This window comes from Candidatus Nanopelagicales bacterium (assembly GCA_037045355.1).
Classification (GTDB): domain Bacteria; phylum Actinomycetota; class Actinomycetes; order S36-B12.
In genome coordinates this window covers 34,881-54,809 of the sequence record JBAOHO010000021.1, presented here as the reverse complement: position 1 = coordinate 54,809, position 19,929 = coordinate 34,881, and the positions used below count along the sequence as shown (strand labels likewise).

Annotated in this window: 18 protein-coding genes; 4 read left to right on the top strand and 14 right to left on the bottom strand. The window is 66.7% G+C overall.

Annotated elements, in window-relative coordinates:
- Positions 1-84 precede the first annotated feature (84 nt).
- The 8 genes from V9E98_10920 to V9E98_10885 form a co-directional block, all read right to left on the bottom strand.
- On the bottom strand, positions 85-957 hold the full coding sequence (locus V9E98_10920; GenBank protein ID MEI2717490.1) for a sulfotransferase domain-containing protein: 873 nt from the start codon (positions 955-957) through the stop codon (positions 85-87).
- A 239-nt stretch (positions 958-1,196) separates the two neighbouring features.
- On the bottom strand, positions 1,197-1,814 hold the full coding sequence (locus V9E98_10915; GenBank protein ID MEI2717489.1) for a hypothetical protein: 618 nt from the start codon (positions 1,812-1,814) through the stop codon (positions 1,197-1,199).
- Entirely contained in the window at positions 1,798-2,427 is a 630-nt protein-coding gene (locus V9E98_10910) for a hypothetical protein (protein ID MEI2717488.1), read from the bottom strand. Before V9E98_10910 ends, V9E98_10915 begins: the two co-directional genes overlap by 17 nt.
- Positions 2,428-2,440: 13 nt before the next feature.
- On the bottom strand, positions 2,441-4,195 hold the full coding sequence (locus V9E98_10905; protein MEI2717487.1) for an O-antigen ligase family protein: 1,755 nt from the start codon (positions 4,193-4,195) through the stop codon (positions 2,441-2,443).
- 12 nt (positions 4,196-4,207) lie between these two features.
- Complete coding sequence (locus tag V9E98_10900; protein MEI2717486.1) at positions 4,208-5,170, bottom strand: glycosyltransferase; 963 nt, start codon at positions 5,168-5,170, stop codon at positions 4,208-4,210.
- The gene (locus tag V9E98_10895) at positions 5,088-5,585 is read right to left on the bottom strand and encodes a hypothetical protein (GenBank protein MEI2717485.1); all 498 of its coding nucleotides are present in this window, start codon (positions 5,583-5,585) and stop codon (positions 5,088-5,090) included. The genes V9E98_10900 and V9E98_10895 overlap by 83 nt, the downstream gene beginning before the upstream one ends.
- A 10-nt stretch (positions 5,586-5,595) precedes the next feature.
- Positions 5,596-6,375 (bottom strand): glycosyltransferase family 4 protein, encoded by a 780-nt coding sequence (locus tag V9E98_10890; protein MEI2717484.1) that lies wholly within the window; start codon positions 6,373-6,375, stop codon positions 5,596-5,598.
- Positions 6,375-7,034, bottom strand: a complete 660-nt coding sequence (locus V9E98_10885; protein ID MEI2717483.1) for a hypothetical protein — start codon at positions 7,032-7,034, stop codon at positions 6,375-6,377. The genes V9E98_10890 and V9E98_10885 overlap by 1 nt, the downstream gene beginning before the upstream one ends.
- Positions 7,035-7,168: 134 nt before the next feature.
- On the opposite strand from V9E98_10885, the gene V9E98_10880 reads away from it, so the two are divergent.
- Positions 7,169-8,023, top strand: a complete 855-nt coding sequence (locus tag V9E98_10880; protein ID MEI2717482.1) for a phosphotransferase — start codon at positions 7,169-7,171, stop codon at positions 8,021-8,023.
- Between the two features lie 124 nt (positions 8,024-8,147).
- On the opposite strand, the gene V9E98_10875 is transcribed toward V9E98_10880, so the two are convergent.
- Positions 8,148-9,287: a glycosyltransferase family 4 protein gene (locus tag V9E98_10875; protein MEI2717481.1), complete on the bottom strand. Its 1,140-nt coding sequence runs from the start codon at positions 9,285-9,287 to the stop codon at positions 8,148-8,150.
- A 453-nt stretch (positions 9,288-9,740) separates the two neighbouring features.
- Between V9E98_10875 and V9E98_10870 the strand changes: the two genes are divergently transcribed.
- A complete protein-coding gene (locus V9E98_10870; GenBank protein MEI2717480.1) occupies positions 9,741-12,269 on the top strand; it encodes a hypothetical protein in 2,529 nt (842 codons plus the stop codon).
- Positions 12,270-12,280: 11 nt separating this feature from the next.
- Here V9E98_10870 and V9E98_10865 read toward each other — a convergent pair whose 3' ends face one another.
- Genes V9E98_10865 through V9E98_10855 form a run of 3 tightly spaced genes read right to left on the bottom strand, consistent with a single transcriptional unit; the run spans position 12,281 to position 14,251 of the window.
- Entirely contained in the window at positions 12,281-13,063 is a 783-nt protein-coding gene (locus V9E98_10865) for an inositol monophosphatase family protein (GenBank protein ID MEI2717479.1), read from the bottom strand.
- Positions 13,064-13,088: 25 nt separating this feature from the next.
- Positions 13,089-13,658 carry an aminoacyl-tRNA hydrolase gene (pth, locus tag V9E98_10860; GenBank protein MEI2717478.1) on the bottom strand — a complete coding sequence of 190 codons (570 nt, stop codon included), beginning with the start codon at positions 13,656-13,658 and terminating at the stop codon, positions 13,089-13,091.
- A complete protein-coding gene (locus tag V9E98_10855; protein ID MEI2717477.1) occupies positions 13,655-14,251 on the bottom strand; it encodes a hypothetical protein in 597 nt (198 codons plus the stop codon). The genes pth and V9E98_10855 overlap by 4 nt, the downstream gene beginning before the upstream one ends.
- A 325-nt stretch (positions 14,252-14,576) precedes the next feature.
- On the opposite strand from V9E98_10855, the gene V9E98_10850 reads away from it, so the two are divergent.
- Positions 14,577-15,491, top strand: coding sequence for a hypothetical protein (locus V9E98_10850; GenBank protein MEI2717476.1), 915 nt, complete (start codon positions 14,577-14,579; stop codon positions 15,489-15,491).
- A 196-nt stretch (positions 15,492-15,687) separates the two neighbouring features.
- On the top strand, positions 15,688-17,451 hold the full coding sequence (locus V9E98_10845) for a glutamate decarboxylase (protein MEI2717475.1): 1,764 nt from the start codon (positions 15,688-15,690) through the stop codon (positions 17,449-17,451).
- 16 nt (positions 17,452-17,467) lie between these two features.
- Here the strand turns inward: V9E98_10845 and V9E98_10840 are convergent, their stop codons facing one another.
- Together V9E98_10840 and glmU are read right to left on the bottom strand one after the other, a co-directional pair.
- The gene (locus tag V9E98_10840) at positions 17,468-18,469 is read right to left on the bottom strand and encodes a ribose-phosphate diphosphokinase (GenBank protein ID MEI2717474.1); all 1,002 of its coding nucleotides are present in this window, start codon (positions 18,467-18,469) and stop codon (positions 17,468-17,470) included.
- Positions 18,466-19,911 (bottom strand): bifunctional UDP-N-acetylglucosamine diphosphorylase/glucosamine-1-phosphate N-acetyltransferase GlmU, encoded by a 1,446-nt coding sequence (glmU, locus tag V9E98_10835; protein MEI2717473.1) that lies wholly within the window; start codon positions 19,909-19,911, stop codon positions 18,466-18,468. Before glmU ends, V9E98_10840 begins: the two co-directional genes overlap by 4 nt.
- Positions 19,912-19,929 lie beyond the last annotated feature (18 nt).

Sequence of the window (19,929 nt, the reverse complement as noted above, 5' to 3'; positions counted from 1 at the left end):
AGTTCCACCTGACACGAGCGGACGCGACGGCAAGGATGTTCGACCCTTGCCCCGAGGAGCCTCCGAGGAAGAGGCGGGCGAGACTCACTGGAAGCCGGCCCAACCGAAGTCACGATCCAAGCCAGACTGGAGCTCGGCGACGTGAGGCCGGTAGTACGCAGTCAGACGCGCTCGCACATCCGGTGCCAACGTGTCGCGGGGGATCCGGTTGTAGTGAGCGACCTCGCCGAAGCGTGCCGGGTCGATGTCCAAGTGCCGCGCGACCTTCGCGAGCTCGTCTCGCGGGTTGTCGTAGAAGTCCTCCGCCCGCAGCACCAGGAGCTGGTCAGGACCGAAGCGAGCGACGAACCGACTCAGATGCTCCCAGTACCGCCCCCGGGCGAGGTAGCTGGACAGGTCGTGATGCCGGCTGTAGTAGTTCGGGTCGCGCTGTTCGATCCGCTCCACTTCTCCGGCGAGGCGGTCACCCTCGACTGCCAGGGCCTGTTCAAAGGCCAGGTTCTCCGAGTGCCCGGCCACCCGCTCGTTGTAGTGCGACCAGATCCGGTCGACGGGGTTGCGCAGACTCACGATGAGCTTGATGCGAGGAACGTCCTTGGCGATCCGATCCGCCGCCAAGGGGTGAAACATGTAGTAGGGGCTGGCCTCACCGGCAATGGCGTGATGACCGGTCCGGCGCAGGTGACGAGCTCGTTGCCGATACGTGGGGAAGAACGAGCGGTACCAGCAGTCGCCCCGCCAGTAGTCGATGTCGAAGTAGTGCGGACTCTTCATCTCCTGCAGCCCGGGGAACAGGGGAAGCACATCCGCATGTCCGAGCATCGCGTTCCACAGCGACGTGGTTCCCCCTCGCTTGGTCCCGATGATCAGGAAGTCCGGATGAGTGCGCCACCGGTGGGTGACTCGGCCGAAAGTCCTGGTCGAGCGACGCAGTCCCACCTTGACCGGTTCAGGCATCGCCCCCTTGACGGAACGAAGTGGCGTTTCCACCCTGTCCTGGGTGGGGCGGTCCTGCGCAGCACGGTCCTGCACAGCACGGTCGAGCAGCACGGTCCTGCACAGCACGGTCCTGCACAGCACGGTCCTGCACAGCACGGTCCTGCACAGCACGGTCCTGCACAGCACGGTCCTGCACAGCACGGTCCTGCACAGCACGGTTCTGAGCGGCACAGCCCGGCGCGGCGCGATTCGCTCGCTCAGACGGGGTTGGGCGAGTCATGAGTTGCTCCTTCGGGGAGGGTTTGGTCTTCGTCGGGGAGGGTTTGGTCTTCGTCGGGGAGGGTTTGGTCTTCTTCGGGGAGGGTTTGGTCTTCTTCGGTGAGGATGTGGAACTGCCGGCGCGCGGCCGGCACGATTACGGCGGGCGCGGCCACCACTCCCACAAGAACCACCGCTGCTGCGATCCAGGGGGCTGAGGGCCAGACGAATCGGGCGATCAGCAACGGGACCGCGACGACTGCCGTCACCCGGACTGCCATCAGAAATGCAGTCTCGGGCAGGGGGCGCAGCCCCTCGGCTGATAGCGCCCGGGCAAGCCACAGGCCTTCGACGAGTACGGAAGCGGTCCAGCCTGCGGCCGCCGCGGTGGCCCCCCAGACGTTCAGCAGGGCCATTGTCACCGCAACGTTGACCGTGAGACCCGCTGCGATGGCCACCAGCGCACTTCCACTGCGGCCGGACATCAGGACGACGCTGCCCTGGTTGCCCACCACTGCCAGCAAGAGACCGGCCAGTGACAGGACCTGCAGCACGGGAGCAGCCGACTCGAATCCGGCGCCGAAGAAGCCGAGTACCAGGTCAGGCAGGATCAGCACAGAGCAAGAACGCCGGCCAAGCGAGCGCCACGATGAGGCTTGTTCCCGCGCTGAAGACCTGCTGCGCATCGTGGATTCTGCCCCGCGCCAACAAGGCGGCGAAACTCGGCGCAAGCAGCAGCCGAACGGCCTGGAAGACCAACTGCCCCGCGAACACCACCCGCAAAGCGATGGCGAATGCCCCCGTGTCAGCAGCGGTCGCCAACACCCCCAGCACCACCGTCCCGAATGACGTGTTGACGATCTCGACGATTTGAGACGCGGCCCGTGGGCCTGCGTATCGCCACACCCGAGAACACTCGCCTGAAGCCCGCGGCGGCGGGCCTGAAGGACGCGGCTCGGGGTGGCTCGGGTGGCGCCGCGCGGCAACCCAGACGGTCAGCGTGGCTGCGACGATCACCGGCAGGAACCAGACCCAGCCGAAAGCCAGAGCACCGGATACACCCGCGATCAACAACAGACCTGAACCCAACAGCCGGAGACCGGGTTTGACCACCTGCTCGATCGCCACGTACTCACGGATCGAACCCAGACCGCGGCTGTATGCGAGTTGGATCACCGTGTAGACCCCCAGCGGCAACAGCAGTCCACCGGTCACCACGAGCGATGTCATGGGCACCGGACTCTCAGACAGAATCCACTGACCGATCGGTTGCGCGGCTGCCGCCACCGCCATCCCCGCGAGTGCCACCCCCGCGGTGACCGGCAACAACGTCCACCGCAGCAGACTCGTCGGACCCGCACCGGGGCCACCGACTCTGATGCGACCACCCTCTCGGACCAGCGTGGTATCCAGCCCGAGTTTGCCCACGGTGAGAAGCAGCGTGAACCACGTGGTGACGGTCAGGACCACCGCAGATCCGGACGGACCTGTCGCTCGCGCGAGGATCCAGGCGAAGGCGAATCCCGGACGCACCCGACACTCCGGCACCGACTGCCACCAACAGCGAGTCGCCTTTCGACGGTCTCATGGGGCGCACACCGCGGTCACGCGACCGGTCCGGAGCTCCCGTCCAGCGGTGCGCGAGCCCAGCGCAGAGTCCGGCCACGAGGCCGGCCTGGAACCAGGCCAACGGGATCAGGTACGGATTGGTGTAGACGAAGTCCACCAGGCCGTGAACGGCTACGCCCATGAGCCCCGCCGCAAGAATGGCGACCCGGGAGGATTCGGGCTCAGCCGAAAAGCGCCCGGAGGACAGCAGGACGCGCCGGGTGCGCAACACGACAAAGCCAAGGGCAACGGTGAACCCCAAGAGCCCCAGAACACCGACGATTCCCAATTCGCTGGCCCCGGTCAGAAGTGCGCTGTGAGCATGCAGGTAGGGACGCCGGACGAGTTCCGCGCCCGGTTCGAAGGCACCCGAAGGGAAGGTCCCCGGGCCCGTTCCGGTGACGGGGTTGTCCAGGAACAGTCGCCATGCCTGCTCATGAATCACGGAGCGGTCGTCTTCGGGGTTCTGTGGTCCCGAGACCATCGCCGTGAGACGTCCGGACAGTGCCGTAAACGGTGGCGTGCCCGTGGCGACGCCAACGAGGGCGACTGGCAACGACGTCGTCAGCACAACGACAACAGGGCCCAACAGCCGCGGCGCGAGAACGACCGCGACGACCACAACGGCGACCAATCCCATCCACGTCCCCCGTGAGAACGACACTGCGACACCGGCCGCCCCCACCACTCCACCGACGATGGCGAGTGTGCGATCCGTGGCAGTGGTGGATCCGGCGAACAGGGCCCAAGCCATGACGACCGCGAACATGCCGAACTCACCGAAGTCGTTGGGCTGAGAGAAGACCCCTTGCACCCGGCCCTCGATCAAGGCACCCGCGAACCGATCCGTGGCGGTCAGTGCCGCGGGGAGGGCCGGGACGATGACCACGGAGGCCGCGACGACCCAGCCACGCAGAACCCAGGTGAGATTGGCCGGGGTCTGCCGCACGACGACAGCGGCACTGGCAGCCAGCGCCAGCCCCAGGAGGTGGTTCAGCGACGACCGGAGACTCTGGGCGGGGTCGACCGACGTCATGGTGGCAACGGCGAAGCAGGCCACGAAGGCCGCCGCCCATCCCAGGACCGCAGGTGGCCGCACGCTCAGCCGCCTGGTGAAGTAGCCGAGTGCCACACCGCCGACGGCGGTTGCGACCGCCACGTGGATGACGCGTAGGCCAGCTGCACCGGGGATGGGAGTAAACGCCACCGGCGCGACGACCAACGGGATCAGAACCGCCACGACCGGGTACCGAACCATCGCCACGAGGGCGACCAGAGCGGGAACCATCGTGAGTGCCGGTACCGGCCCGAACAGCGGGATGCTGCCCGCGAACACCGTGACGACTGCGACGAAGACGAAGACGAAGACGAAGACGACAGGCTTCGCCACGCTGCCAGGAGATCATGGGCGTCTGCTCACTCCGACGAGACACCCGACGACCTTGCTGAGGTCACGGGCGGCGGCGATCGCGGGGACGACCGCTGCGGTGGCCAGTGGCCGAGGTCCGAGCAGCGCTCGTTTCATGGGCAAGGACAGATACAGAACGGCACCGGCCAGCGCCAGAGGGCGCAGACGTCGCGATGCCATCATCGCTGGACCGACGATGTAGGCGGCGCCGCGGGCGCTGTTGCGTGCGATGAGCACGAAGTCCCTGGACTCGCCGTCACCGATGCCATAGCGGAAGAACATGGTCAGGTTCGCTCGCAGGGATCCGCGCTGCCCCCACACGACGACGGCGTCCTGGGCAAGAACCGCTCGGCCGCCCATCCGCACGATCGCCTTGCCGAAGGTGACATCCTCACCGGTGGCGAGGTGTTCGGGATAGCCACCGACAGATCGCCAGGCATCCTTGGTCAGTGCCAGCGACCTGCCTGTCGGAAGGCTCGCGTCGTATACCCGGCCGAACAACCGCCCGTACAGACAGACCAACGGTGTCGACCGTCGCAGCTCCTCCGGTCGCGGATAGGCAACCGCACGCAGTGCCGTCTCCCACAAGCGGTGTTGGCCCGGATCAGCGGCGTAGACGCCGGTCACCAGATCAGCCGCCCCGCTGGCCGCAGCTGCGCGCAGGCCCGCCAACCACGTTGGCCCCGGTCGGCAACCAGCGTCGGAACCGGCGATCCAGTCGTGACGGGCGGCTCTGATCCCGATGTTGCGACCGGTGGAGATGCCGGCACCTGGCGCCTCGATGACCCGCAAACGGGCGTCCTGTCGTGAGAGCCTGCGCAGCCTGGCCACGGTGTCGTCCTGAGATCCCCCGTCGACGACGACGACCTCGTCGTCACATCTGGCCAAGGACAGCCATTCCCCGACTGCGCGCTCCACCTCCGGCCCCTCGTTGAACACCGTCGCCACGACACTCATGGGCGGCCCGTCCGCTCCAGCTGAGCGGCCCAACTCCTCGGGAGGGCGGGTCGGCCGTGGTCAGCGCCGATCCGCCCACGTGTCCGACCCCGGGGCGATGTGAGACCTCAGCCATCACGGCAACCAGCCGACGCGCCACCTCGACAGGTCGGGGATGTGCTGCGGCTGCGGCCAGTGCCGCGGTTCGGCGACCGACCGCCGGCGTCGCCCCACAAACCGTGGCCAGTGCCTGCGCGACCGCAGCCGGATCGGTGGCGTCCACCTCGATGGCGCCGCCCGCGTACTCCGGCACCCGCAACGGAGGAACAGTCCGGGGGTCCGCGATCACGGGGATCCCGGCTGCGTACGCCTCCACCAGAGTCATCCCGAAACCCTCTGCGTCGGGGTATCCGGGCACTCCGGATCGGGTCAGCATCGCGACAGCGTCAAGTCCCGCCGCGAGCGAACCGGCGCTTGGGCACTTCCCCCAACCAGGTGACGCGGTCGTCGACTCCGACATCCTGAGCCAGTTCCCGAAGTCGCAGTTCCTCGTCGTCACGCTCACCCGGGTCGACGACCCCGGCGATCACGAGCCGCCAGGAGGGAGCACGCGCGAGCGCCCGGATGGCCACGTCGACCCCCTTGTACTGCGCGAGGCGACAGAACATCCCCACGCGTTTCCTGCCGTCGTCGGGCACTCCCAGCGCCTGGAGATGCGCGACAGCATCTGTGCGCGACAGCGGCTCGGCGAGGAGTGGCGGCGGAATGAACGTCGGGCGGAACCGGCGCTCCTCGGTGGCGGTCGGGGGTGCCACCACGATCACCCGGCGTGCCAGCCGGGCTGCTGCGACGCCGAGCGTCGAGTCGTAGTTGGGATCGTGTCGTACCCAGACGCCAGGGATGCCCAGTAGCCGGGTAACGGGCAGCGCAGTGACGGCGGCCTTGATCCCATTGGCCAGTACGACGTCAGGATCGGCCGACCGCATGATTCGGTGCAGGCGTCGTGACGACCGGGCCATGTCGGCCGGGGATGGCCCGGTCGGCACGACCGTGACGGCGATGCCCCGCTCGCGCAAATGCCCGACGAGGGGTCCGTCTGCGAGACACATGACTTCGATCTGCAGTCGGGAGGTCGCGTCCAGCACGGCGAGCAGCCAACGCTCCGCCCCACCCAGGAATCCCTTGGGAGTCACGATGACGACCCGCAGCCGACTGAGCCCAGGCATCAGCACTCGGCCCGCTTGGCCCCATGAAGATCCCCGCACCGAGGACTCCTGCCGGGGGAGTCCGGGTCATGCCGGTCGAGCCACTGGGTGACGGTCCAGCGGCGTGAAGGGATGACTACCATGACGACGACGACCAGACCTGCCAGCAGAACCGCGAGGACCAGGCCGGCCGCGAGTATCGCCAGTCGCTGTGGACCGGACGGGTTCAAGGGCGGTGCGGCCGATGCCAACTCCGACGCAGTCACCAGATCGTCCGACTTCGCCCGAGCCACTGCCGCGGCCGCCATCGCGTTGGCCCCGGTCGCCGCCGCTTCCGCATCCGCGGCGGTGTACTCCACGGTTACCGTCGTGGTCGTCGGAAGCAGCGTGACCCTCAGTCCCGCCTTGAGGGTGGCCGGTTCACTGCCGATGTCGTCACCGACGGCCTGAATCGTGGCGGGAGCACCCATGAATGCCACGTAGCCCGCCGCGGTCGAGGCCACGGTCTCGCCCCCGACCACGCCACCGTTCTTGGTCGCCCTGGGGCTGAACTGCACAACGGCGGTTGCAGTGTGTTGCGGCGGCAATGACCGCGCATAGAAGACCGACCCCACGAGCGCGACGAGGAACACCCCGACGGACATGAGGGCAGCAGTGCGCCACCGACGAACGCGAGTCATGCCTTACCTTCCGGAAGCGGCCCGCGTCGCGGGCTCGACACCAGGTCGGGATCCCCGTCCTGACTCACAATGTTTCTCGCCCCACCATGACACTCAGTAGCGGTGGGGCCCAACAAACAAGGACCATTGGCGCCATGACTTCTCTCACACGAGCTCAGAGCCGGGCGGTCAAGTCGGCTTTCGCGGCTGGCGGCCTCGATACCGCCCGGTTCCGTTACTGGGCGAAACCCGGTCCGCCGACACCGCTTCGGCGCTTCCGATCACCCGATTCGGTGTTGACCGTTGCCGTGACATCGGCCGGACGCAGTCGGATCACCGTGGAGCGGGAGTGTCGGCAATGGGCTGCGGAGCAGGGAATCCCGGTGCCGACAGTACGAGCGGCCGCGGAGGACGACTCTTGGTTCGTCGCCGACTACATCACGGCCGGGGATCCGAGAGGGTCACGCTACGTGATCGAAGGGCTGCGCGTTGCCGACTTGATCAGCCGCTGCACCGCCCCGCATCTGACCGCTGCGCCGGCCAACTGGCGGGGGTCACGACGCACTCTCCCGAGTCGCGTGACCCGCCAGACCCGGGGCGGGCTGTCCCTTCCTCGGCTGCGGCGAGCCCGGGCCGCCGCGCACAGTCTCCCCGACCGGACGCTGACTCATGGGGACTACTACCGACGCAATGTGCTGGCCGACTCGCCATCGGTGCAGGTCGTCGACTGGGAGTTCATCGGTGACGCGCCTCGGTTCACCGATCATCTCCGGCTCTGGTCGACTCTGTTGGACCCGGTGGACCGCCGGACCGCATGGACCGCCATCACAGCCCCACTGGACGGCGAGCAGCGACAGCACGTCGCCGTGCTCGGCGAGTATTTGGTGCTGCGTTTGCTCGGCGAGAACCTCGCGGCCCCGACGAGGCAGCGCGACGCGGTCGACCTGAACCACGCCCGGGCGATGGTGCGGCAGTGGCCTGACTACCTGTCCCAACTTCTCGATCGCTGAGCGGCACCTCGATCGCTGAGCGGCACCTCGATCGCTGAGCGGCACCTCGATCGCTGAGCGGCTCCTCGATCGCTGAGCGGCTTCATCGAGACCGTGAGCTGCGCCCTCGCGAGCGACTCGGACTTCAGGACGGACGATCGGCCAGCCCGGCGACCAGCTCGCGATAGCGCTGCTGGTTGACTCGGCGCCGTTCACCGTGCACCAGCCGATAGTCCAGGGCAGCCAACCGCCCCTGTTCCGCAGCCCAGGCTCGATCCCTCAGGTACGGGACAACAGCAGCCGCCAACGCGGGTTCGTCTCCGACCGACACCATGGTCCCGCGTCCTCCTGCAAGTGCCTCTGCCATTCCCGCGCAGTCGCTGACAACCACCGGACGTCCCAGGTTGAGACTCTCCAGCACGCCGATCGACTGTCCTTCCCAGCGGGAGGGGAACACCATGACGTCGCCCGCGACCGTCCACGTCGGAACCTGATCGCGGGGCACTGCGGGCACGAAGACCACATCGTCCGGGGCAAGGTGGCGCAGGGCGTCCTGATCGGGGCCGCTTCCCACGATCACCAGGCGAGCTGTCGGCACCTGGGCGACGACACGTGGCCATGCTCGCAGCAGAATGTCCTGCCCCTTCTGAGCAGTCAGCCGTCCGATGCATACGGCGAGTGGGGTGTCGGCACCGATTCCGCCTAGCACCAGACTGCGCGCCCGTTCGCGCGTGATCGAGGGGGCGGGAAGATTGACGGTGTTGGACAGGACCTCGAAGCGGCCTTGGACACCGGCCCGGATTCCGATGCCGCGTTCGGCCTCGCTGACACACAGAATCACGTCGGCCCACCGTGCGGCTGATCGTTCCCACGATCGAACCGCAGCGCGCATGGTCGCACTGCGCGCGTGGTGGAAACTCCAGGCGTGCGGGCTGAAAATGGTCGGCACCTTGCCCCGCGTCACGGCTCGACCCACGAGACCGGCCTTGCTGCTGTGCAAGTGGATGACGCCAGGGTCGACCCGCGCCAGGACCCGCCGCAGCTCACGGGATTCGCGGGCCACGGAGGGACCCGGTTCGCGATCGGCATGCCAACGTGCGAAGGTCGCCCCCCTGCTGGTGACGTCATCCGGCAGGCGCCCGTGGTCGGGTCCGGCCACTGTGACATCCCAGCCGCCGGCCACCAGGTCCTGGACTTGATCCAACATGACGACTGCCACGCCGCCGACGGTCTGCGACTCGTCGCCGACAGCTTGGGTCACGTGCAGTACTGCGGGCTTGCTCATACATCCCCCTCCTACATCCCCCGTGTGCGTTCCGATCCCCGTGTGCGTTCCGATCCCCGTGTGCGTTCCGATCCCCGTGTGCGTTCAGCCCCGTGGCGAGTCGGATTCCTGCCGTTCCCGGTTGGGTCTTGATGCGATCCCCGGGAACGACCCCGACCGGGTGTTCCCAGCAGACGTCGACTCATGTCCAGGTGTCGCCATGACCACTTCTCGGTTGCGCTCAGTGCCCTCTCGGTTGCACTCAGGTGCCTCTCGGTTGCTTTGGGTGTCGGTGTGAGTCCATTGCCGTGACATGTGCGCAGATCTCAAGCGCCTGGGATCGTGCCGGCGCACTGCGAAGCGGGGTCCCGCCCTGACGCGGAACCCTCACCGTTGAGCCGAGCACTTCCCATGCCCTACTCTCAGTGAGGCAAATTGGGGTTCCAGGGGGGACTTCGAAGAATCGGGGGAACAATGACTACGCTGAGTGCTGCCTTGACGCGGTTCGTGACGCTACTGATCATCGCAAGTCTGGGTCTTATCGGGGTCACCACAGCCCCACCCGCAGTCGCGCTGGTGGATGACAAGAGCCCCACCACATCGTGGCGACCCGCCAACGGCATCGCCTACTCCCAGGCCCGGGTAGGGGACATGATCGTTCTGGGCGGCACCTTCACGAGCATGCGCTCACCGACGGGCCAGACGGTCACCCGCAACCGCCTGGCCGCCATCAGCGCGACGACGGGCGAACTCCTGCCGTGGAACCCCAACCCGAACGGAGCGGGTGTTCGCACCGTCGCCGCCTCCGCGGACGGGGACACGGTCTACGTCGGTGGAACCTTCACGTCGGTCGGAGGGGCTGCGCGCACCAACGCAGCCGCGCTGTCGGCGGCCACCGGGACGGCCACCCCATTCATCGCCAACGCCAACTCGACCGTTCGTCAGATTCGGGTCATCGACGGGCGGCTGTACCTGGTCGGCACGTTCTGGAAGGTGAACGGAGTCGGTCGGGGCAACGGCGCCGAGGTGGATCCGGCGACCGGTGCGCTGCGGACGTGGGACCCGAAGGTGACGGCCGGGCTCGTCACCGTGGCCGGCGGCACGGGAGTCGAGGACGTGAACGACGACGGGATCTATGTCGGCGGGTACTTCAGCGCGATCGGCGGTGTCCCTCGGGACCACGTCGCCAAAGTCGACCGCGCGAGTGGAGCGCTGATGCCGTGGACGTCCGGCAGCACCTGCCAGGACAGCACCAACCCCTGCGATGTCTGGGACATCTTGGCAACTCCCGACTCGATCTACCTGGCTCAAGGTGGCCCTGGTGGTCGCATCGTGTCACTGGACCCGCAGACCGGGGCCCAGCGGTGGTGGACGGGTGGTGACGGCGACTTCACGTCCGTGCTGCGTGACGGCACCAAGTTGTATGCAGCGGGACACTTCGCTGATGCCGTGGGCGGTGTCCCTCGCGCGGGAGTTGTCGTGCTCGATGCGCGCACCGGTGGAGTCCTCCCTGACCTCACCACCGCTCTCGTCGGGGGATCTGGCGTCTGGCAACTGCTGCTCGATGGGGGGATGCTGCGCGCCTGTGGGCAGTTCACGACCGTCGGGTCGACTGCGGTCGGCAAGTTCGTGTCATTCCCCGTGGTTGCGGATCCGCCGGATCTCGCCGCTCCCCAGGCACCCGGCAGTCTCCGGATCCCCGCCGCGCTCTCGGACCAGGTGACACTTTCGTGGGCGGCAGCTGTCGATGACGTCGCCACCATCCACTACCGGGTCCGGCGCGACGGCGTCGTGATCGGCAACCCAGCCGGGACCACCTTCAAGGACCGCACCGTGGTGGCGGGCGCCACCCACACGTACACGGTCGAGGCCCTCGACTCCGCGGGCAACGTCAGCGCTCCCTCCCGCGCGATTACCGTGACCACCGAATCGGGGGAGTCGCAGCTACTGCAGCGAGGGGCCTCATGGGCGTTTCTGTCCCTGGGAACCACGCCGGGATCCGACTGGACAACGCTCGGGTTCGACCAGTCGTCGTGGGCGACGGGTGTCGGCGAGTTCGGTTACGGCGACGGGGGCGAGGACACGGTCATATCGCCCAAAGGGGTGACCCACTACTTCCGCACGAAGTTCTCGGTATCCGACCCCACGAATCTCATCTCGGCGACTCTGCGTCTACTGGTCGACGACGGAGCCGTGGTGCATCTCAATGGCTCCGAACTGACGCGAACCAACATGCCATCAGGACCGGTCACCAACGACACGGTTGCCGCGTCAGGAGTCTTCGGTACCTCCGAGATGACGTATCAGTCGATCGCGCTCCCGGTCAGTTCCCTGAGACCCGGGCCCAATCAGCTCGCCATCGAAGTCCACAACGCGAGTGCCAGTTCATCGGACATCAGTTTCGACGCGTTCGTCACCGCGACGACTCACGACGACACCCCCGGCGACCCCACCGACAGCCCGACGGAACACAACGCCCCCACACCGACGCCTGATTACGTCGCAGCCGGCTCACCGTGGCGGTACCTCGACGGAGGGGCGGCGACAGGTCCCGGCTGGGACGACAGGTCATTCGACGACAGCGCGTGGCGGGTCGGCGCTGCGCAGCTGGGATACGGCGATGGCGACGAGGCGACCCTGCTCAGTTACGGGACGTCTTCCTCCGACAAGCCGATCACCTCCTACTTCCGAACCGCGTTCGAAGCGGGCGACTCAGTCTCGGATGTCCGTTCCGTGAGGCTGCGCGCGCTGGTGGATGACGGGGCAGTGGTGTTCCTCAACGGGCAGGAGATCTGGCGCTTCAATCTTCCCGACGGACCGATCACGTCGACGACTCAAGCCCTCACAGCGGTGGCAGGCTCGCAGGAGTCCCGCTGGAACAGCATCGTGGTCCCGGACGACGCGCTGCTGCCCGGGCGCAATGTCGTGGCGGTGGAACTGCACCAGCATCAGCCCGGGTCGTCGGACGTGAGCCTCGATCTGGAACTCACCCCGGTGCGATGACAGGAGGTCCGTCAACCGGTCAGGCTGGCTCGCAGATCCTCGGCAATCGCGGGATGTGACACGAAGACGTTGCGGACGAATGGTGGCATCAAGTTGAAGTCGACTTCGGAACCGTCCCAGTGGTCGCAGACCAACCCGTAGTGTTTGGCAACGGCCAGAGGTGCGGCCAGGTCCCACTCGTAGAACCCCGTATCGTGCAGGTACGCCTCGGCTCGTCCGCTCAGGATCTCGTTGACCTTGGCCCCCACCGAGCCGACATTGACCACCGCGACGTCCTGCCCGATCCGGTCGGCCAACCGGGCGCAGATCGCGTCGAGCTCCGCTGGTGGGCGAGTGCGAGACGCGACGATCCGCAGGGGCCGATCACCGGGGAGCATCGGAAGCTCCGGGTCGAGGTCGCCGGAGGTACGTACCAGCCCCAGAGCCGGCAAGTCGACGACGCCCAGCACCATCTCCTTGCGAGCCATGTCCCACAAGGCGATGTGGACACCGAAATCGGTGCGGCCCTGCCCGTACTCCCAGGTGCCGTCCAGCGGATCGACGATCCAGACCCGCCCGGCGGTTAATCGCCCCTCGTCGTCCACGCCCTCTTCGCTCAAGAGCGCATCGCCGTCCGCCATGACCAGCGCCGCCGTGATCAGGTCGTTGGATTCCCGGTCCGCCCGATCACGCAGTTCCTTCAGCGCTTCCTTGTCATCGGGGGCGACCACACCCGCCCGAGTGCGGATATCGACGAGCAGCTCACCGGCTCGCGCAGCTACATCACGGGCGAGGGCCAGTTCATCTGAGGTCATCCCGGCAGCCTATCCCGCCGTCGCATCAACTGTTGAAGGCGTTCTGCGCCGCCGCCAAGCCCGAACCGACCACGGTCTGCGTGCAGTCTGCGGCCCGCTGCAGCAGGTCCCCCAACTCCGCCGACTCGCTGCGTGCGAAGCGGGACAGTACATGGTCGGCCGTCTCACCACGACCACGACCAACGCCGATGCGGATGCGGTACCAGTCGCCCGTGCCCAGGGACTTGCGGATGGACTTCAACCCGTTGTGTCCGTTGTCCCCACCCCCGAACTTCACGCGCAGGGCCGCGAACGGCAGGTCGATCTCGTCCTGCAGCACGATGAGACGCTCTGGCTCCGAGCCGAAGTAGCCCATGACCGACGAGACTGGACCACCGGACTCGTTCATGTACGAATGCGGCTTGGCGAGCACACATCGCTGCGACCCGAGCCGGATTTCCGCAACGTCACACCTGGTTCGGCGGTTCGCCCGAAAAGGCCGGCCATCGGCAGAAGCCATCAGCTCGACGGTCATGCGGCCGACGTTGTGACGTGTGGCGGTGTACCGGTCGCCCGGATTGCCCAGCCCGACCACCACCCAGGGGCCGACGCTCACTCCTCGCCGGAGCCCTCAGCCGCAGCTTCCTCGCCGCCGGCTTCCTCCCCGGCCTCTGCTGCTTCGGCTGCTGCCTCAGCGGCCTCCTCCTTGGCGGCGGCAGCAGCAGCGGCTTCGGCGCGGGCACGAGCCTGCTCCTCGAGCAGTTCCACGATGCGGGTGGCGACGTCGTCCAAGTTCTCGTCGTTGGCAGCGGCCTCTTCGATGATCGCCGCGGCCTGCATGGGGTCCTGCCCTGCCTCCTCGGCGAGGGTCTCGGCCTTCGCCAGGGCATCGGCGTAGGCGTGTCGGGCGGCGACATCGGCCGTACTCAACATGATGAGATCGACGTGGTGCAGTTCCTGGCGGACGGGATCCTTCTGGACGTCACGCGGGGCGACGAGCAACTCGGTGCCGTCGTACTGCACTTTCAGAACAACGCGCGGGATACGCAGAGCAAGGCCCAACTCATGCGCGGGCAGGACCACATGGCGCACCTCGCTGCCGGAGCCGTACACGACAGCGGGAACCTGGCCGGCGCGGCGATACTGGCGCGAGGCGCCCTTTCCGAAGCGATCACGGGCAGCAGCGTCGATGCGAACATCTTGGGTCATGGGAAAGGCTCCTCGGTGGGGTGCGGACGACACCTCGACAGTCGTCGCACCGCGTCGATAACGGCGCCCGTGTCACCGGCAACGCCCTCGCCGAGGTGCCCCCAGCCTAGATCGGATGGCGATCTTCGCCAAACCCGGAGGCGGGACGAAGCGACCGTTAGCGTCCCGACGGAACACCCGCGGCGCACCGACCAGGAACAATTCACGCCCACCACAGTCGTGAAGTTCACCTATGCGTGCAGCAGCTCGACCCGTGGAGAGCCACCAGCAATCCCCCATAGAGGCAATCGCTCCATAGAGCGCAATCGCTCCATAGAGTAGGCGTATGTTCACTCCCGCTCGCCGTCGCTCGTTGTCGCCCGCGATCCTGGCGATGGCAGTCATCATCGCCGGATTGTTGGTCGCCGCCCCGGCTCGGGCGGGCCAGGACATCACGATCGAACTGAACAACCAACTGCCGAAGACCCAGCCGCTGTACCCACGGCTCGCGCTCCGGAGCCTCGACAACTTCTGCTGGTACCCGCAGGACTTCGACCGCGACGACTTGTCCGCGCCGGCGGGTGGTGGCTATGTCTCGGTATCGAGCGAGGTCCGCAATGCGTTCTTCTCGTTCTGCAGTCCGACGTGGAATCCGCTCAAGGACTCGCTGGTGCGCTGGCAGCAGTTCCGGCTGATGGCGCAGTCCGCTCCGGGCGCACAGTGGGAACCAGTGACATGGGGTGACAACCACTTCACTTTCCTGATGTCGTACTGGAAGATCGTCATGGACGTTCGGGGCTACCACTTCGACCTCAACGGACTTGACCCGCGCACGCCCGTGCAGACTCCCGTTGGGCAAGCGTGCCTGACGCTGGAGCCCCGAATGTTCAACTACACGAATCTCTTCCGCATGACGGTGTCGAAAGCGCAGGACGGCGAGTGCTCTTCTTCCGCTGCCTCGCAAGCGGGCGCGATCCAGGAACGCGCTATTCAAGTTGGGGTCAATCGCACCAAGAAGGTGGTCGTCGGACCCGTGCGCGGCCGCGCCAAGGGGACGCAGTGGACTGTCCGACGTAGTCAATGCACCAGCGATCACTTTCGCGTCGAAGGCGTCCGCGTCCACGATGGGCCCGGTGGATCGCGGTGGGAGGCGGTCACTGTCCGGGGCACGAACCCAGGACGCGACCAGTGTGTTCTCGACCTGACCGGTCCGCGGCAGCAGAGGCTGATGAGCCAGCGAGTGACGCTCACTGTTCGCTGACCCCCGACGACAACATCTCCAGCGGACGCACCGCCGCACTGCGTCGCACCGTTTCTCAGCGGGGCAAGTTCTCAGTCGGGCAAGTTCTCAGTCGGGAAAGTTCTCAGTCGGGCAAGTTCTCAGTGGGGCAAGTCGACCGCGTCGAGCAACGGGTGCCGCCTGGATTGACGGGCTTCGCGCGGGCGGCTGCTGTGTTATGCCTTCCCACCTGGGGCCTTCGCACCCGGGGCCTTCCCACCCGGGGCCTTCCACCCCGGGCGACGAGCGGCACCCACGCCCTAGGCTCGGGGGCAATCACGTTGGAGGATCCGGATGCCCGCGAAAGCACAAGACCAGTGCCAAGAAGACCGCTGCCAAGAAGACCGGAGCCAAGAAGACCGGAGCCAAGGAATCCGGAGCCGCCAAGAGCGGCACCCACAAGAGCGGTGCCAAGAAGGCGACGCAGAAGAATCGGGCCGCGAAGGCTCTTGCCGCGAAGCCGCTGACTCCGCAGAACCCGTGGAGCAGCGGGCATCCGGCACCCACATTCAGCGAAGAGGATCACGAGGTGCTGCGGCAGGCCTTCAAGAGCTATACGGGGCAAGACCTCGATGCGACCACGTTGGCCGAGTACATGTTCACGCCGCTGTTCGCCCGACCAGGCGAGGAGCGCGGCAACGACGGGCATCGGTTGCGGGCACTGCCGCGATCCGAGGACGTCGCCTACCAGGTCGTCCACGACATGTTGATGCTGGACGGCAATGCGCGTCAGAACCTCGCCACTTTCGTGACCACTTGGATGGAACCGACCGCCGACTTGTTGTTCTCCGAGACCTACGACAAGAACATGATCGACAAGGACGAGTACCCCATGACCGCGGACATCGAGAGCCGCTGCGTGGAGATCGTGTCGAACCTGTGGCATGCCCCCGGGGCCCCCACCGGGACATCCACCACCGGATCCAGCGAAGCGGTGATGCTCGGGGGGATGGCCTTGAAGTGGCGCTGGAAAGCGCGCCAGAAGGCAGCCGGACGCCCGACGGACAAGCCCAACCTGGTGATGGGGATCAACGTCCAGGTGGTGTGGGAGAAGTTCGCGCGCTACTGGGAAGTCGAACCACGATACGTACCCATGGCTCCGGGTCGGCTGCACCTGACGGCCGAAGAGGCGGTGAAGTACTGCGACGAGAACACCATCGGAGTAGTCGCAATTCTCGGCTCCACCTTCGACGGTTCCTACGAGCCCGTGGCCGAGATCGCCGCGGCCTTGGACGAACTGGAGAAGCAGAAGGGTTGGGACATCCCGATCCACGTCGATGCGGCCTCCGGAGGCTTCATCGCACCGTTCATCGACCCGGACCTCGAGTGGGACTTCCGGCTTCCGCGCGTCAAGTCCATCAACTCCAGCGGCCACAAGTACGGGCTGGTGTACCCGGGGGTCGGCTGGGTCGCCTGGCGGGAACCGGACGACCTGCCCCAGGATCTGGTCTTCAACGTGAACTACCTCGGGGGCAATATGCCGACGTTCGCCCTGAACTTCAGCCGACCCGGCAGCCAGGTCATCGCCCAGTACTACAACTTCATCCGGTTGGGTGAGTTCGGTTACCGCGCCATCCAGCAGGAGTGCCGCAATATCGCCCAGTACCTCGCCTACGAGATCGACAAGATGGGCCCATTCGAACTCGTGACCGACGGCGACGAGTTGCCCGTTTTCTTCTTCACTCTCAAGGAGGGGATCACCAACTACACGGTCTACAACGTGTCCGACAAACTGCGCGAGTACGGATGGCAGGTCCCCGCGTACTCACTCCCCGCCGATCTGGAGCACGTCAGCGGATTGCGGATCGTCGTCCGTAACGGCATGGGACGCGGATTCGCGGATCTGCTGTTGGCCGACCTGCGGCGCGTGGTCGCGACTTTCGAAGGGCTGTCCACTCCGGTCCCACACGAGTACGCGAGCGAAGCGAGTTTCCACCACTGACGCAGCGGGCTTGGCTTCAGACGTCCGCCTTCGCCAACTCGAACATGCTGGTGACCGAACCGTCGGTGAACACCTCACGGATCGCCTGAGCCAACAGGGGGGCGATCGACAGCACCGTGAGCTGGTCGAAACGACGTTCCTCGGCGATCGGCAACGTGTCGGTGACGATGACCTCGTTGATGCCAGATGCCGCGAGCCGTTTGGCGGCCGGATCGCTGAGGATACCGTGAGTCGCCGCGACGACGACGTCGCGGGCGCCGTTCTCGAACAGTGTCTGAGCGGCCTTGGCGATGGTGCCGCCGGTGTCGATCATGTCGTCCACGACAACGCACAGCCGATCGCGGACGTCGCCGACGACCTCGAACACCTTGACCTCATTGGGTACATCGGGATCCCGGCGCTTGTGGATGATGGCCAAGGGGCTACCACCCAGCACGTCCGTCCACCGCTCGGCCACCCGGACCCGGCCGGCGTCGGGTGAAACCACGGTCACGGAGTCGACGTCGTAGTTCCGCTTGACGTGATCGGCAAGCAGAGGCAGGGCGAAGAGGTGGTCCACCGGACCGTCGAAGAAACCCTGAATCTGGGATGTGTGCAGATCCACTGTCATCATGCGGTCCGCTCCGGCTCGGGCGAACATGTCCATCATCAGACGAGCTGTGATCGGCTCGCGGCCCCGGTGTTTCTTGTCCTGTCGGGCATACCCGAAGAACGGCGCCACCACGGTGATGCGCTTGGCGGAGGCGCGCTTGGCGGCATCCACCATGATGAGTTGCTCCATGATCCATTGGTTGATGGGGGCGGTGTGGCTCTGCAAGATGAAGACATCGCACCCGCGCACCGACTCCTCGTAGCGCACGAAGATCTCACCGTTGGCGAAGTCATACGCGGAGGTCGGACTCAACCCGATCCCCAGTTCCCGGGCGACTTCCTCGGCCAACTCGGGGTGTGACCGGCCCGATGAGAAGAGCAGCCGCTTGGTCGGCGGAGTCGTGATACCGCCATTGTGAGTGCTCATTCCTGCCCCTCCGCATCGGCCGCGGCCTCCGCCGCGGGTGTTCCCGCCCGGTTGGCGGCCACCCACCCCTCGATGTTGCGCTGTCTGCCCCGCGCGATCGCCAGCGCGCCCGCCGGGACATCCTCCACGATCACGGATCCCGCAGCCGTGTAGGCGCCGGGCCCCACGACCACCGGGGCCACCAACATCGTGTCGCTACCGACCCGGGCCTCGCGTCCGACCACAGTACGGCTCTTGGAGACTCCGTCGTAGTTGACGAACACCGACGACGCCCCGATGTTGGCACCGGAACCGATCTCGGCGTCGCCCACATACGTCAGATGGGGCACTTTCGCGTCCTGTCCCACGACCGCGTTCTTGATCTCGACGAACGCACCGGCCTTGCTGTCGGGCCCGAGGTCGGCGGCGGGCCGCAAGTACGTGAAGGGGCCCACCGTCGCCCCGGGGCCGATGACGGCGGACTCGCTGTGCACCCGGTTGACCCGGGCTTCCGCTCCCACCGTCGTGTCGATCAAGGTGCTGTCCGGTCCGACAACTGCGCCCGCGGCAACGACGGTCACGCCTCGCAGCGCGACCCCCGGTTCGAGGACACAGTCTGGCTCGAGCGACACATCGGCGTCGATGTAGGTGGTGGCGGGATCCCGCATGGTCACTCCCGCGATCATCCAGTGGTGGTTGATGCGGTGCCGCATGATTGCCTCGACGTGGGCGAGTTGCGCCCGATTGTTGATGCCCAAGGTGTCGTCGGGGTCGGGCGCTGCCAAGGCCGCGACCGGACGACCGTCGGCTCGGGCGACAGCGACCAGATCGGTGAGGTACTCCTCCCCCTGGGAGTTGTCGGTGGAGAGGCCCGCGATGGCCGCGCGGAGGAATCCCGCGTCGAACACGTACATGCCACTGTTGACCTCGCGGATGGCCAGTTGCTCAGCGGTGGCGTCCTTGTGCTCGACGATTCCTTGGACCAAACCGGCGCTGTCGCGCACGATGCGCCCGTAGCCGGTGGGGTCGGGCAGTGCGGCCGACAGCACAGTGACAGCCGCCTGGGCCGACTCATGTTCGGCGATCAGCAATTCGAGAGTCTGCTCCGAGAGCAGCGGGGAGTCCCCCGACACGACCACGACGGGACCGCTGTCCCAGGTGACGCCCTGGTCGGCGAGTTGATCCAAGGTGACCCGGACCGCGTGGCCGGTGCCGTTCTGCTCGGCCTGAACGGTGGTCACGACCCGGGGGAAGGATTCCGCCAGGTGTGCTGCGACCCGCTCGCGCTGGTGACCCAACACCACCACGACCTGGCCGGCGTCGATCGATTCGGCGGTGGTGACCACGTGTCCCACCAGCGACCGACCACAGACTTGATGGAGCACCTTGGGGGTCGCGGATTTCATGCGGGTGCCCTCGCCCGCCGCCAGAACAATCACCGCAGCCGGCGGGGTCATCGACATAGGTCCTCCAGGGCCACC